At 56.3% G+C, this 15,435-nt stretch carries 12 protein-coding genes and 1 pseudogene; 7 read left to right on the plus strand and 6 right to left on the minus strand.

The window, feature by feature from the left end:
* Positions 1-34: 34 nt before the first annotated feature.
* From B4V04_RS14290 to B4V04_RS14305, 4 genes are all read right to left on the minus strand, one after another.
* On the minus strand, positions 35-1,432 hold the full coding sequence (locus tag B4V04_RS14290; RefSeq protein WP_498232405.1) for a sodium:solute symporter family protein: 1,398 nt from the start codon (positions 1,430-1,432) through the stop codon (positions 35-37).
* Positions 1,433-1,439: 7 nt separating this feature from the next.
* On the minus strand, positions 1,440-2,111 hold the full coding sequence (locus tag B4V04_RS14295; protein WP_498232406.1) for a hypothetical protein: 672 nt from the start codon (positions 2,109-2,111) through the stop codon (positions 1,440-1,442).
* A gap of 398 nt (positions 2,112-2,509) precedes the next feature.
* Positions 2,510-3,316, minus strand: coding sequence for a DNA polymerase domain-containing protein (locus tag B4V04_RS14300; RefSeq protein ID WP_498232407.1), 807 nt, complete (start codon positions 3,314-3,316; stop codon positions 2,510-2,512).
* A 690-nt stretch (positions 3,317-4,006) separates the two neighbouring features.
* Positions 4,007-4,291: a hypothetical protein gene (locus B4V04_RS14305; RefSeq protein ID WP_498232408.1), complete on the minus strand. Its 285-nt coding sequence runs from the start codon at positions 4,289-4,291 to the stop codon at positions 4,007-4,009.
* A 218-nt stretch (positions 4,292-4,509) separates the two neighbouring features.
* Between B4V04_RS14305 and B4V04_RS14310 the strand changes: the two are divergent.
* Together B4V04_RS14310 and B4V04_RS14315 are read left to right on the plus strand one after the other, a co-directional pair.
* Positions 4,510-5,588 (plus strand): annotated as a pseudogene (locus B4V04_RS14310) (pyridoxal-phosphate dependent enzyme).
* 129 nt (positions 5,589-5,717) lie between these two features.
* On the plus strand, positions 5,718-6,182 hold the full coding sequence (locus B4V04_RS14315) for a hypothetical protein (protein ID WP_498232409.1): 465 nt from the start codon (positions 5,718-5,720) through the stop codon (positions 6,180-6,182).
* A gap of 464 nt (positions 6,183-6,646) precedes the next feature.
* Here the strand turns inward: B4V04_RS14315 and B4V04_RS14320 are convergent, their stop codons facing one another.
* A complete protein-coding gene (locus B4V04_RS14320; RefSeq protein ID WP_123622727.1) occupies positions 6,647-7,429 on the minus strand; it encodes a helix-turn-helix transcriptional regulator in 783 nt (260 codons plus the stop codon).
* 344 nt (positions 7,430-7,773) lie between these two features.
* Here B4V04_RS14320 and B4V04_RS14325 point away from each other — a divergent pair, with 344 nt between their 5' ends.
* The 4 genes from B4V04_RS14325 to B4V04_RS14340 all read left to right on the plus strand — a co-directional run bounded on the left by B4V04_RS14325 (position 7,774) and on the right by B4V04_RS14340 (position 11,653).
* A complete protein-coding gene (locus B4V04_RS14325; protein WP_164471140.1) occupies positions 7,774-8,661 on the plus strand; it encodes a twin-arginine translocation signal domain-containing protein in 888 nt (295 codons plus the stop codon).
* Positions 8,661-9,287: a hypothetical protein gene (locus B4V04_RS14330; RefSeq protein ID WP_123623067.1), complete on the plus strand. Its 627-nt coding sequence runs from the start codon at positions 8,661-8,663 to the stop codon at positions 9,285-9,287. Before B4V04_RS14325 ends, B4V04_RS14330 begins: the two co-directional genes overlap by 1 nt.
* 89 nt (positions 9,288-9,376) lie before the next feature.
* Positions 9,377-9,877 carry a hypothetical protein gene (locus B4V04_RS14335; RefSeq protein ID WP_123623064.1) on the plus strand — a complete coding sequence of 167 codons (501 nt, stop codon included), beginning with the start codon at positions 9,377-9,379 and terminating at the stop codon, positions 9,875-9,877.
* A 192-nt stretch (positions 9,878-10,069) separates the two neighbouring features.
* Positions 10,070-11,653 carry a transposase gene (locus tag B4V04_RS14340; protein WP_123623101.1) on the plus strand — a complete coding sequence of 528 codons (1,584 nt, stop codon included), beginning with the start codon at positions 10,070-10,072 and terminating at the stop codon, positions 11,651-11,653.
* A gap of 170 nt (positions 11,654-11,823) precedes the next feature.
* Here B4V04_RS14340 and B4V04_RS14345 read toward each other — a convergent pair whose 3' ends face one another.
* A complete protein-coding gene (locus tag B4V04_RS14345) occupies positions 11,824-12,588 on the minus strand; it encodes an N-6 DNA methylase (RefSeq protein ID WP_498232410.1) in 765 nt (254 codons plus the stop codon).
* A gap of 901 nt (positions 12,589-13,489) precedes the next feature.
* Between B4V04_RS14345 and B4V04_RS14350 the strand changes: the two genes are divergently transcribed.
* Positions 13,490-14,887, plus strand: coding sequence for a Cdc6/Cdc18 family protein (locus B4V04_RS14350; protein WP_123539434.1), 1,398 nt, complete (start codon positions 13,490-13,492; stop codon positions 14,885-14,887).
* The last annotated feature ends 548 nt before the right edge of the window (positions 14,888-15,435 follow it).

The following is a 15,435-nucleotide window of genomic DNA, read 5'->3' on the forward strand; positions in this document are numbered from 1 at the left end:
CGGTAAGGAGAGTGGTCACACGACGTCAATAGAGTCACCTACGGAAGATTTGGGGCACGACGTACCCCAAGTCCGTGTCGGAGAGGATCGAGATAGCTCCCACGATTACGACCGTCGGGACGAATCCGACAACCGTCGCAGCCTGGAGGTTCCCGGTCGTGAGAACGAACACGATCGGGAGCACGAAACCGACCGCAAGTCCAGCGAACGCCGCCGTGCCGGTCGTCCGCTGCCAGAACAACGCCGCGAAGATGACAAATCCCAGCATCGCGAACCACGATCCGACTGCGTTGAACAGGGCTGTCAGAGTCGGCGCTGCTACAGCGACCAGGAGCGCACTCGTCCCGATGCCTATGAGCGCGGCCCGGTCGAGCCACACTTGCCGCTCCGGTGGGAGTTCGACGCCGAGCGCGGAGACGAGATCGTGCGTGACGTTCGAGGTGCTCGTCAACAGCTGAGAATCCGCGTCAGAGTTCGCCAGCGCGAGAAACCCGAGAAGGACGAGGCTGACGAGACCGGCCGGGACGACGGTACCGGTAAGGGACACTAAGGCTGTTCCGGCGGTGCTATCGGGAACGACCGCACGCGCAGCGATCCCGAGACCAACAGCAGTGATTCCCATCAGGACGAGTGCTCCGGTGAAGAGTAGCAATCCGCGTCGCGCCTCTTCACCGTCTCGTGCAGCGTAGATCCGCTGGAAGAGATCCTGACTCCCGAAGAACGCGAACACACCGACGAGGAGGTATGCCACGAGGATTTGGACCGGAAGCGACGACGGATCGAGATGTGAGGCTGGGAGCGAATCAACGAGAGCAGGCCCCTGCGCCGAGATCACGAACACGGGCAAGGCCACGACCACAGAACCGAGAATCACGACCGTCTGCAGGATGTCAGTCCACACGATACCCTGGAACCCGCCGAGTGCTGTGTACGTGATGACCGGTACCCCGAAAGCGACGATTCCCACGTCGAGCGGAAGTCCGACCAGAGCGTTGAGGACAGTGCCTACAGCAAGGAAGTTGGCCGCGAGCGTCGCCGTGAACAACCCGACAGTAATCACTGCGGCGAGTGCCCTCGTTCGGGTGCTCCAGTGCTGCCCCAACAGCGCGGGAAGTGTGACGGCTCCCTGTCGATCACTCATCTTCTTGATTTGGGGGGCTGCTCGAGCGAGAAGCAGGAATCCGATGACTGCCGCACCGGGCAGGACGAACGCGCCGACGCCGTAGCGGTAGCCGAACGACGCGAGCGTGAAGACCAGACCCGTCCCGAAAAACGTCGAGAACGTCGTTCCAAACACCTGAAACGGACCAAGTGTTCGGTCGGCGAGAAAGAACGTCTCCGAACTCTCCTGTCGTCGGACGAAATAGCTGCCGACGGTCACCATCAACAGGGCGTACCCGACGATGACCACGGAATCGATAACCATCATCATGATCCTGTCACCGAGGGGGCAACGATGCGGTCCGGAAGTTGTATCCGACTGCCAGCGTGTCAAGAGCCAGTACTACGAGAGCACCGAAGAGGATCCACGGCGGCGTGCCGATCCCGACGACCATCCGGAAGAGTTCACCGAGGACCGGCACTAGGAGTATGACACCGCCCATGACTAGCAGGCTTCCAAGGGTGTCCGAGGCGCCGCCGGTCCGTACCCGTGCGGCACCGAGCAGTACGAATCCCAGCGTCAGTCCGCCCGCCATCGTAAGCGCTAGGACCTGGAACACACCCATCGGCTTCGGAAGGGCCATATCGAGAGTGACGGCAGCGGTAACCGCCGTTCCGACCAGTACGACCAATCCGACAGCTGCCACTCCCGCGACCGTCGCACACAGGGCACCGGTCCACGCTAGCCAGGGCGCCTGATCGCGTACCTGTGGGACCGTCCCAAGGAGTCCCACGCCGATCGCAACCACACTCATTCCGACGAGGATGAGCCCCGTCGCCCATGACCACTCCGTAACCGAAGCGAGCGCGATCGGGACTAGGACGCTCGCAACTAGGAGTGCCCCACCGAGCGTGAACGCCCGAGCGGGTCGTTGTTCGAGCCATTTCCACGGGAGGTGGTTCGTTTCGATCTCGTTTTCAACGACTGTTTCTGACGACTGATTTTCCATACGTATCACCTCATAACCACCAAGAGAGGGACGATGAATCGGACTGACTCCCAGCCCGCTGGATACGTTTATCACCCCGCCCAATCCGGCCGAGATATTCATCGCGGATCAAGGCGTTCGCCGATTCCTGCTCTGCGACCCCGAGTCCCTAGTGAATCCCAACACACAATTTATACAGAGGATACGAAATTTCGGCCGCTCATGCTAATTCTTAACAACCTGCTCATCGATTCTAATGAAGGCCACACCACCCGGAGAATAATCAAATCGACGTCGTCATCTCGTAACGCTTGGAGCTGCTGCCGGAGCATGTCACACACCGCCTCCGGCGACCTGGTCTCGTCGAAGACACGGAATGCCTTACTCTGTACGTCCTCGACCCACGCCGGCGTCGACCGCTAGCGTTCCTCGATTCTCCGTGTCTTGATCGCGTCGCCAAGCCCGGCCTCGGGATACTCCTCACCGCGGCGCTTCCCGAAGTAGCGTGTCAAGGATCCAGACTCCGAATTCCTCATTGGACAGAGCACCACCCACTCGAACGCATACTCGTGCTCCAACTCGATGCAAACCTCAACGCTCACCTCGCTGGCAACCTCTTCTAGTGGGCGCTGATCGCGACCTTCAGCGGGCGTCATCCAGATCGAGTCGACGATACCGTGGACAACCCGCCATCCCGCGTCTTCCAGTGCGACCTTCGCGTCAAGGAGGATCTCATGGGCGAAGGAGTTGATCGCTTCGTGACACTCGATCCGCCCGAATTTGGCGTTGCTGCATCCCTGATATCCGAAGCACGAAACGAGTATCCACTTGAAGGCCGAGGAAGCGGCCTCCAGCCGTTCCAATTCGTCTCCCTCGGCATCGGGGATCTGCGCTTTAATCTCACTCCGGGCGTCGATGAGCGGGCCGAGTACGTTGGGCAGATACCCATCCCGTCCACAGATCGAGTAGCCGAGTCCCAGCACGTCCGAGGTCTCACAGCACCCGCACCGGACGGTCTCGGGTGAGATGTTCCGCGTTCGGATGATATTCGGGTACAGTGATGCGAAGTCGAGCTCATGAACGTCTTCGTGAAGACCGACGTCAGGAGCGAAAGTCGTCCCACCGCGATCGGCTTCATCGAGCGTCGACGCCGAATTGAACAGTTCCGGCCGCCACGCTCGCCACGGAACGAGAACGTCCCGCTGTCGGGCCTCCCGAATCTGCATGGCCGTCAAAATCTGACCGATAGACGCCCAGCCGAGTTCTTGCAGCGGCAACCCGAAGCGTGCAACGAGGTCAAGACATCCCTCCAGCCCAGACTCGTGATAGAAAGACGAGTTGACTCATCGATGATGACGCGTCCGGGGACCGTGTACCGGGCCGGAGAGTGACCCACGTTGCCGTAGGAGGTGTACGTCGGGATCGCACTCGTCAAGCGCCGTTTGGACGTCGGAGACGACCTCACGCAGTGACGATCCGACACGCTCGCCGTCGACGCCGAGCTTCGGCAGGGACTCGATCCGGATTTGTGGCTGGGAAACTCCAGCCGAAGCGTTCGGAGGTCGCGTACCTCCCGATCGGGACCTCCCGGCGTGTCTGTTTCGAGGCAGAACCGCAGTTGTCGTGTCAGATCGACGTTGTAGCAGGTAAACGTATCCGGCTGATCGAACTGCCGGACCCGCTTTGCGATCGTCCGGACGGCCTCGATCGACGTTGTGTCGACGCGGAGGAGCAGGCGTCCGTCCGGAACGTCTGCCGGTGCGACTCCACACTGAGTTCGGCGACTGCCTGTTGTCCGTCCAGAAACGATCGGAGCTCACGCAGCGCGTTCGAGAGCCCCTCGCGGGGCGGCGGTGTCGGGTTCGGTCCGCCCGTCTGCCCGTAGAGGCCGCCCGGGGCGTCACCGACCAAGAGCGTCAGCTGATACTCCTCGTGGACGTCCCGATCGACGCGATCGCGCGAATGAACATCTGGGTCGCGAGCTCGCCCTCGATATCGGCGCCACGGTACATCCCGTCGAGGCCGATCGCGACGACGAGCGACGGCGAGTCACGGGAGTCGAGCCGCCCGGCGAGCCGATCGAGTAGCGACGTGTGTTGGTGGACCGTGAACCCCCGAGCAACGTCGATTCGATCGAGCACCCGGTCGGCTGGTGCTAGTTCGCGCAGCCGCGTCGTGTTCGCTCGGTTCGCGCCGTCCACCCAGTATGCCCGGCCGTCACCGCGGAGGACGTGATCGAGCAGCAGTGCCTGTACGGGGGTGACGCCCTCGATTGTCGCGAAGTAGCTCGCATGTCTCAGTCACAACACCGGCCGATCACTCTGAGCGGTCGATACAGGGCACTCAACGACCGCCGCGCAGTGAGAGCCGCGTTGCTACCACCGAAACCTTTCTCTGTGATATGTGACCAAGGGAGTCCATGGATACCCCAGAACTCGTCTGTTCGTCGTGCGGGCGGACGTACACCGATCAGTGGCGGTGTGAGTGCGGCGACGTCCTCGATTTCGCTCACCAACCGCTTCCGGAATTCGGCCGGCCGGACCCCGGTCAGTTCGATACCCGAGACGGACTCTGGTCGTTCGACGCGTTCATTCCGGTCGAGAAAGGTCCCTCTCTCGGCGAGGGAATGACGCCGCTGGTTTCGTCGTCGACGTGGGACGCGCAGTTCAAACTCGAATACGTCTCCCCGACGGGCAGCTTCAAGGATCGGGGGGCGACCACGACGATCAGCCATGCGATCGCGTGTGGCGCGGATCGAGTCGTCGAAGATTCATCAGGGAACGGAGGGGCTGCCATCGCAACGTACGCGGCTCGCGCCGGACTCGACGCCGAAATTTACGTTCCAGCCTCTGTCAGAGACGGAAAGCTCCGCGGAATCGAACGGGTCGGTGCGACGCCCGTTCGGATCGAAGGCGGACGCCAAGCTGCGACCGACGCATGCATCGAGGCCGTCGAATCGGGCGATGCGTGGTACGCGAGTCACTCGTGGAGTCCGGCGTTCTCCGCCGGGACGGCGACGTTCGCGTACGAAGTCGCGCTCCAACGCGACTGGAACGTCCCTGACGCGATCGTGATGCCGCTCGGTCACGGAACACTGTTCCTGGGCGCGTACCGTGGATTCAAGGCGTTGTCCGAAGCGGGGTGGATCGATACGATGCCGCGTCTGCTCGGCGCGCAGGCCGCGGATACGCCCCGATTGCGAGCGAACTCAACGCGGTCCCCGAGAGCGTGAACGAGGTCGCTGACGGCGTCCACATACGAGAGCCGACACGGAAACGCCAACTCCTGGATGCGATCGCTGAGACCGACGGTGATGCGATTGCGATCACGGAAGACGCGGTGCAAACGGAGTTAGACCGGCTCCACTCGCACGGGTTCTACGTGGAGCCGACCTGTGCGATCGCGCCTGCGTCACTGGCGGCGTATCGAGAACGCGGAACGCTCGGGCCAGATGCGGACGTGGTGATGCCACTCACGGGGCACGGATTAAAGACGTAACCAGACGGGACGCTCACCGATACGTTCGCACTCTTCAGCGACCAGCTGTTTCAGACGAGAACATATCTGAAGAATATGATATCAACAGGGCCCCCAAGACATATGTTCATCTTGACGAATGATTTGGGTATGCCCTCCCGTCGTTCTATTCTAGCTTCAGGCCTTACAGTAGCAGTTGCCGGCTATCTATCACCAGTAACAGACCGAATAGGTTCCAATAACGAACTACCGCCAGTTGAGAACCCACCTCCTTGGCTTAATAAGAACGTTGAGTGCGTCCCGAAAGGTTCGTTGGAGCTTTCGGAGCGAACAGAGTCCATGGGCGAAACCGTCGCTGTGGCCGAATACGAACGGTTCTCCTCAGACTCGAAACTCATCGTTCGTTTTGCCGCTCAACACGGATCCGCAAAAACCTGTGATGATGCGGGTGGATCTGCCTTTGGTCGTCTTCTCGGAAATCTCAAGGAGTACGGGACTGACCCGTATCGAGAGACACACGATGATCGACCACTATCGATTGTCATCCAAGTGGGGAACAAGTACTATCCTATCGAACTGATGACTGCCTTTGATCAAATTCTTGTCGCTCGGTGAGTTCTGACTGCAGCTATAATCGGGGTGCTTGACTACAGAGTGGATAGAGATCGATACGCACTCTTCAGCGACCAGCTGTTTCAGACGAGAATATGTCTGAAGAATAGGATTTCAACAGAGCCCAATCGAAGTAGGATTCGTTGCTGTTCCAACCGCATAATTAGCAGTTCGCCTTCCTCGACCCATACCGTACCGTATGGACATTTCAACCAAAACAATTCGGGAGTTGGAACAACCCAACTTCCGGAATTTCCGATACAATAGTAGTGATCGGATCAAATCCTCTCAAATCTGTGGTAGTGCACGAGCGTTATAGAGAGGTTGCCAACTCAAATCCCAATTTGTAGTTTCGTAAACGCGGAATGTCTGGGGCGTGCACAATCTCGGAGGATGGATTTGATGCGTACCTTCTATTCAAAATATCGAGAACTGAATCAAAAATTGGAGGGGTGATTTTCTCCTATTCAGAGGCGGCCTCGGAGGAAGACCGGCTCAGCCTCCTGTTTCGCGCGTTCATACTGGTCTGTCGCCCAGTCGAGCGCGTCGTCGGTATCGTTCACCAAAATGCCACCCAGCCCTTGCTCAGTGAAGACCACGATTCCAACCTCGTCCGCATCCGCAATCCAGAGCCCGAACGAAAACGGGATCGATGCTCGATACAGGTGCACGTTCCCGTCGTTCATCAACTCGTTCGTGAGCGTCGGAAACGCGGTATGGACCTGTTCGAACACCTGGGTTGGCAGGATCATCTCGAGCGAGTAGCGTTCGCTAATCTTCACGCATTCGTAGAATTCCTCGGCGAAGCCAGTCACGACGACTGGAGTAGCGACATACACCTCCGTTGCGTGCTCAACCGAATCGAGAAGTGTCTGTATGACTGCGTCCGGCATCGATGGGTCGGCCTCGTAGACGTCAGCGCCATCGAGGAACGCACAGCCAATCGGCTCGTCGATCGAGAGGTGGTTGAGGATTGGGGCGGCTTCGGCGAGTGTAGAGAGCTGGTCACGATACGCTTCCTGCGCTCGGTAGCTACACCACCCGAGAAGCGTAGGCATCCAGACGCCGTCTTCATACCGGGCGAGATCAGCAGCAGCGAGGTCGCGCAGGGCACGGTCCAGCGTGGAGCGCGAGACATCCACCGCGTCTTCTAAATCGCGTTTCGAGCGTGGGTGTTCGATGAGTACGCGGAGGTAGGAGTGGCGCTCGGTGAGGACGGCGTCGAGATCGTCGCCGGATGAGAGAGCCATGTTAACTATTTACACATAGGCGACGGTTAAATTCTCCCTATAGCTGAGTAGGTTGATTCATTAGTAGCAGATGCGGGGGTTTACTCACGGTGTGGGGGTGGGGGTCAACCTGTGGGGGAGGGGGGTATGGATTGGGAGGGGGTACAATCAACTGGGGGCACCCCTCATCTCATGAAGAATTCATCAGTCGGTGAGATGAATACAACCGCCGGTTATGTGCCGGGTGTGGTGTGTCCACATGCCAGATGACAACCACGTGCACGCACAACCCTCAAACAACGAAACTGAAGTCCGCCCACAGTTGGGTCCGACACCAACTCATAACCGGGAAAGGAGACACAGACATGACACAGCAATCTACACCAATGAAAGGCAATAGAGAAAACACACGCCGTGATTTTCTCAAGAAGTCCGGGATGGCCGGCGCGTTCGCTACCTTACCGATGTTCGACCTTCGGGAGGGTGATCGGAGTAAATCCGATCTTAAGCAAGGCAAGAAAACGGTGGTTGACCTAAAGATCAACCACCCTGCGGCATCAGATCGAATCCCGAGAGTTAGTCCTGCGAATGCGGTTCCAAACACGTACACGCACAAGAATCGGCTTTTCCTTCTGAGAGTCGATCCAGCGGAGCTTCGAGGCCCCCACAACGCCCTCCTCCGAAGTCCGTTGAATATCACCCGGTTCTCTGATCAGACTGGGTTCCAACAGACAGAGATGCTCTACCAGCAGAGCGACTACGACGGCAAAAGCGTAACTCAGCTTCAGCCCGTCGAAGGTTACACTCCATTCACATTCGACGTCAAGATGGAGGGAGGGACCGCAGTCGTGTCCCAGGATGGCAATCCAGTCCTACGTGTTTCCCCGGAGTCGGAAGCAACTCAGGGACTTTCTGAACAGACTGTGACAGTCAAGAAATACGGGGATCCGGTAGAACGAGAGATCAAACGTCCCGGCCATGAGGGGACTTACACAGTCCGTCCTGTCGTTGGGACCGAAAAGACCACAGTAACTCCCGAGCTTACCGTTCGAAATAACGGAACTCTTGATCTGTTCGGAGCGCCGAAGGTAGCCGTCATACCGGACATCCCGGAGTATCCGATACTCGGGATTCTCAAAGGAAACATCGCAGCAGACAATATGAAAGTCGAATCCGTCCCAAACAGCGATCTGTTCGTCGTGCATCGTAATTACGACCATGGTCCGCTCTTCGGTCAGAGGAGGTGCCAATAATGACCTGCATCTGGGATTTCTTCGGCACGGATGACTTCTACAATCACTACGGAAGTAACGCTGAGTCAAAGCTTGATCAAGAAGCTGCGTGGTTCAAGAACAACGTCTGGAACGAGGTCAGTACCGATCCCGTAGCAAACACGTGGAACCTCGAGGTTCCAGTCAGCGCTACCACTACCTGCGGACAGTCGGGTGACCGGCTCGTGGAGGCTGACGAGTGGCTCAAGAACAACTTCGACTACTACGGAAGTAACGATGGGTGTGTCGTCCTAGATCACTACTGGGATGGCGATTACTATGGGTGTGCCTTCGTCGGTGGCATTAATGGATGGACCGAGGACAACAAAACGGCTCTCGTTGATTACGAGGCTGCGACCGGCGGTCATCTTCCTTCCTTCGACACCAACGGAATCGGTATCCGACATTACCTCGGCATGGAACCGGGACATATCTACGGTGCAAAACACCCGGAAGATTCCGTGAACACTGTGGACGGCCTCGTGACCTACATGTTTGACAACGAAGGCCCTCAGTGTGAGGACTCCGGTTCTCCACAAGAATCCGTGTCTACGTATTCTAATTGTGCGGTGTCAACGATCAACGACTACATGACTAATGAGTGCTAATTTACCAGTAACGCCCCTCATCTTTTCATCACTAAAACCGCTCTTGTGGTTTCCAACATTATTTTGAACAGCGATACGATACTCTAATCATGAAGCGTCGAAACGTCCTACGTGTTATCGGAAGTACAGTTGCTGCTAGCCTTGCTGGATGTACTGATGCTTCGAATAGTAATGCCCAAAGCGGTTCAGGTGTGAACATCAAGACCACCAAATCTGTTCTGGAGAAGTACCAGTCTTCCCAGAAAGCGTTAGATGATGGTTATCAGAATTTAGATGTGTGTATAGACAAATTAGGAAAACCGTTTGTCAATCCTGAATTTACGGAGCTCTCCTACGACCAACCTCAAGTTCTCTTTTACCAAAAGACTACCAGCGGAGAACTTGAACTGGCCGGTGCAGAGTGGTTTGTACCGGCTGAATCGACCGATGAGCCTCCGGAACTGTTCGGTGAGGAAGATCGGATGACCCTCAAGGGGCCAATGGAAGGCCACTACCCAGACCAACCACGCCATTACGGACTCCACGGTTGGTTATTCTCCGAGAATCCTAACGGACAGTTTGCCAAGTTCAACCCGAACATCACTTGCTGAGGGTACCATCACACGAATGATTCTTTTTCATTTCTGCAATCCGTCTCGCCCATAGGTATGTGATGACCTGAAACGCTCAGTTACAGACCACCCGCAAACCCTTACCAAGCTCTCGAAGCGTTGATTTTGTAATCTTTCTCAGTACCTCGCATGAGTGGTTCTAGCGGTTCGCATTCTCGTGAGAGTCCGCGAATGCGCTATCTGTGTGAAGCGTACCAGCTCGGGATAGCCATTCGAAACGATCTCCATGAGTCCGACCTCGTCACCGCGTTCGAGAACCTAGACCATTCGATTGATTCAGTTGAAGATGGCTATCCGGCGTGGCACCCTGGCCCGCTCTCCTTTCGTGCGATGGTTCTCTCGTTCGTTTTCATGGAGATTACGGGTGAGTCGTACGCCGCATTCACTCGACGGCTGACGCGGCACCCCGAAGTCGCTTCCAGCTTGGGCTTCAGTCGCGTGCCCGGCGAATCAGCGTTCTCGCGAGCGTGGCGGAATCGATTCGACGACGCTGTCCAGGAGTTCGTGCAGACTGCAGCTCACTTCGTCGTCAAAGAAGTCCATGATTTCGACATCCCTGCGCACGAAGTGCGCCCTAAGAAGGAGATCGTCGAAGAAGCTCCAGTAGAGGAAGACTCAGTAAAAGAAGAGTTGTTCTCCCAGGACGAAATTCTTCAGACGACACGGCTCGCGCGCGATCACGCTTTTGGCTACTTCGACTCTGGGCGTGGTGCGAACGCGTCCTACGAGGACACACAGTTCTTCGAGTTGCAGACCTTCATGGGGATGGTTCGGTGCGGCACCGCACAAGGAGCCGCACGCTTTCAGTATCGACGCGGTGAGGAGTATGGGCCGCATGGGGACACTCACCTCCGCGCTGTCAAACAATTCGAACCTGAAGAACTTGTGGATGGGTTTAATGAAACGACTGATCGCTTACTCTCGGTCATCGCCTCCGAATCCTCGTTCCGCCGGCCAGTGACCGCTGCGATCGACATCACGACTGTTCCCTACTACGGGGATGTCGAGGAGATGCCAATGGTGAGCGGCACGAAAGACGGCGAGGGGCGGGCGTTCAAGTTTGCGACCCTCTCGATCATCGGGCGGAACATCCCACTTGTCCTTGCGGTCGAGCCAGTGCGCGAGAGTTCAGCGTGGGATAAGAACCCGCCGAATCAGATCCATCGTACCGTGCGGCGACTCGTTCAACGGGCGAAGGAACACGTTCCGATCGAGACGGTCCTCTGTGACCGTGAATTTGATTCGATGCGTGTCTTCCAGACCCTCTCGAACCTCGGTGTGAACTACCTCATCCCGAAACGGGTCACCAGCTCCGAACGCGAAGTAATCGAGCGAATGGACGAAGACGACCAAGATGTAGCTGTAGAATCGGCGTCCGTGCACGTCGAAGCAGGCTCACACCCGATGCGATTCTTGTACGCGCCGTCGACGAGCGGCGAGGGGACGACCGTTTTCGCGACGAATCTCCGAGTCGGGCCGGATGAGGCCGAGACGTTCTGTCGCCGGTACAGTCGTCGCTGGCAGATCGAAAACGAGTACAAGAGCATCAAGGGAGACTTCCTCGCGAAGACGTCCTCGAAGGACTACCGCGTTCGCTTGTTCTACTTCGTGTTCGCGGTACTCTTGTACAATATCTGGCGACTCACGGACTTCCTGCTGAAAGCGGGGGTCGATGGCGAGATGGAGTATGCGCCCGTGTTGACCGCGGGCGAATGCGTCGAGATCGTCGTCTCGGCGTTGATCCCGCCCGACTAACCGGTTGACTCCCGCTGAGTCCGCTGTTCGGGAGTGGCAACGCTGCTTTGCATCTCCAGAATCCACGCAATTTCTCACGCTTATCCGAGAATTACGCCTATATCGATTCGATATCGGCCGTTGACCGCCGAGAAAACCACGAGCCAACGCAGATTTACTCCAAAACTGGCCTATCCTCCGAAACTGTGCGTTATGATGGGTGCGTTGTCAGGGTCGAGTTCGGTGATAGCTCCGTTGACGGTTGAGTCGGTAAGGATTCGCGTGGGATGGTTTATTCGCCAAACGTGCCACGTCTCGTAGGTGAGAGAGTTTCCGTGGACGACATACGCGGGGATGGCGTGGAGTGCAAAGTTGATGACGGCCATATAAACGCACGTCTTGTCAATGTCGCGTGCAACGACGACGGTGGGCGTGTTAGGGGAGATGTGACGGAGCTGCTGGACAGCGTGGAATGGGAGTCGACCACTCCCGCACGCCGGATCGCTGATCGTGATAGGGTCCTCCGGAGTGGCATCACGAATACTCTCGGGGGTGCTGAAGAGCATCTGAGCCTTCGCGATGGCGACATTCTGGGGTGTGAAGTGCTGGCCGAAGGCATCACTGTTAGCTCCGTAGTGTTCGTAAATCCCGCCGAGGAGTTCCGCCGAGTGCGTGTATCCCGGAACGGTCGTTTCTTCCATTGTATTGACGAGGGCTCCGAGTGCAGTCCCATAGGTCTCGAGAACATCTCTGGTGAGATCGTCGTCATCGTGGAGACGATCTGTGAGGTCGTGAACGAGTTCAAGGTAGTCGTCGTCGTTTCGACTAAGAGCGGTGACGATGAAGTTTAGCCAGTTCGTGAAGATGTCGTATGTGCGAAGGCCCGTTTTCTGGTGGACTTCATCGAGATGCTCGGTGATTGGTTCGTATGTACTCGGGTCAGGGATGGAAGCCATCGACGAATCGCCTCAGTTCAACATGGGGAGGGAAAAATCCAGAGAGGGGACACCCCACCAGTTCCGGCGTAAGGAGAGGCGAAAATCACCCCACCGGTTCCGGCGTTATCGCAATGGGGTCACCCCTAGACTTCCGTCGTAAACGAGGGACAAATCGTATGAAGTCTCCAGATCTCGGGAGGGGACACCCCACCAGTTCCGGCGTTAGCGTGCGAATTTACTCTCTTTAGATGAAAGTAAGAGCGGGATGAGTGGAACCAAAAGACGGAAGAATAGCTCCAGAACCCTCGTCAAGAATGAATACTTCAGGATACCACGGACAGATTAGAGACGAGAATTGGTCTCGGGAAAATCCTATCACTACTCGATGACGGACCCACACCCCTTCGGTTCCGTCGTTAGATAGACAAGGGCAACGCAGCTCAAGATCACGATGACCAGACACACCCCACCGGTTCCGACGTTAGCGGCCGTGAAAAGCGGTAACTAGACTGAGAATAGCAGAAGCCGTCTGTATTCTGTCCCACGATAAGAATATGTAAAAGTTGAGTTAGTTAACCCTAGATTTATTACAATACAGCTTGAATAACTCCGCGGGACGAAATACTAGAGAGGAGGAAGCGGAGCGACTGGTAGGTTCGAGATGAAAATCAGTAACGGGGTGGAACGTCCAGAAACGCCGTAGAGACGCGTTCTATCCACTAAACCGCGATTGTACGTATCCTTCCCGTGGGGGGTACACGTTCATCGGTAACGACGGAACCGAAGGGGTGTGTGTGTTGGGTTCCGTGATTGTTCGAAGATCGAGATAGTCCTTCCAGTAGACCTTCTTTCGTGGTAGATTTACGTCGGAAGTCGAGGTGGGAATACTTTTAAGTAATCGGGTTTCGTCGGTGCCTCTATGTCAAACGGCACCTCGACTTCCGATGAAAGTCGAGATTTGGATTCTACGTCTTCAGACGGTCAAGACGACCAATCTCGCGTCCAAACATCGGAACCGAAGGGGAGTCCAGACGAGAATGGAAAACCGCCATCAAGCGACGGGGACGGTCAACAATTCAAGGTTGACGACCCGCTCTTTTCTAAACGGAAGGGAGTTTTCCAAAATAAGGAGATGGTCCGTGTCGGTTGGGTACCTGATGGCGATCGAATTGTCGGACGTGACGATTATATTTCCACTATCAGCAGCTGTCTGAACGACGCTGTCTATGGTGGTGCCCCAAATCACATCTCAATTACTGGGAAAACAGGAACGGGAAAATCTCTTGTCTCCCGATACGTCACTCGTCGAGCTGTCAATGCGGCAGTTGATGATATCCGAATAGGCCATACGTATCTAGACTGCTCGAAATCCTCAACTGAAGTCCAAGTCATCTCGACAATCGGCCAACAGCTGAACGACGAGGATATCTATGACGAGGATGAGGACGTCGTGAAAATGCCCGATACCGGGCTACCGAAAGACAAGTTCTACAAACGCCTCTGGCAGATTCTCGATCACTACGATTCGGCTATCATCATTCTCGACGAAGTCGACCTTCTCAAGAGCGACCACGTTCTGATGAGTCTCGCGAAGGCAGTCGAATCAAATGATACGTCGTGTCAAATCGGAATTATAGCAATAAGCAATCAAATCAACTTCTTCGACGAGTTGAACCCACGCACCAAGAGTGCCTTCCAGACTCAAGAACTCAATTTCGACCCATATAATGCAAATCAGATTCAAGAGATTCTTCGCGGGCGTGATGACGCATTTCGTGATGGTGTTCTTACTGATGAGGTCATTCCTCTTGTCGCGGCTTTCTCAGCCCAGGAACACGGAGATGCACGGAAAGCAATGCGGTTATTCAGGACCGCAGGAGAGCTAGCCGATCGTGAGGGAGCTGACATGGTCGAAGAAGACCACGTGCGAAGAGCCCAAGACGCACTTGAAAAGGATCGATTCCGCGACTTCCTCCAGGGAACCCCCACTCAAATGAAAGCGGCTTGTCTCTCGATCGCTGCTAAGTCACTTTACTCGCGTGATGATTACATCATCACAGGTGAACTCTACGATGCGTACCAGCAGATCACTAACGCGATAGATATGGACACGATTGGGATACGGCGGTTCCGGGATATTCTTGATGAGATGCAGCTCAGCCAGGTAATCGAAACTAAGGAGGTAAATATGGGAAAAGGCGGTGGCCGCCACAACTCTCATCGGTTACTCCACAATCCTGAGGCTATCCTTGATATCGTAATGGAGGATTCTCGATTCGGAGATATCTCTAAATCCTCGCTGAAACGGTTCGCCTGACTAATTAGATGTTATACTGATGAGATGTACCTTCGTTTAGTCCACTCGTCGCGACGGGGCACAGTACGTCCTTCACGGTTCTCCCAATCAGTACTAGAGACGGGTTTGATCCGATCGAGTTCGAACCCAGCGGCTCGGTAGCAGACTCCAGTGTTGTCGTCGACGCCGGCGATCGCGACGAGCCGCTTTCGGTCGGTATTCTCACGTACCCAGTCTCGAAGACGCGCAAGCATCCAACTCGACGTATTCGGTGGGCGATTCGGGTGATTCGCAAGCCGTGTAACATACAGCTCTTCACGAGCCCCGTCGTAACTGTATGTGTACGGCTGTGCGAGTACCGCCACTGAGTACGAATGCCCCTCGTGGGTAGCGATGAATCCGGCCTTCCATTTCGCGACACCGCCGAGGCGGTGGTCGATGCGGCCGTCCGGACCACCGATAAGAAGGTGATTGACGAATTGCCGACTCCCTCGTCCACAAACGCGGTGGACTGTGAGGTCGGTGACGTCCTCGAGAGGCGGTGGCGTGACACGCTTGGGTTCCCAATG

The sequence above is a fragment of the Halorubrum sp. B52 genome, from assembly GCF_059752555.1.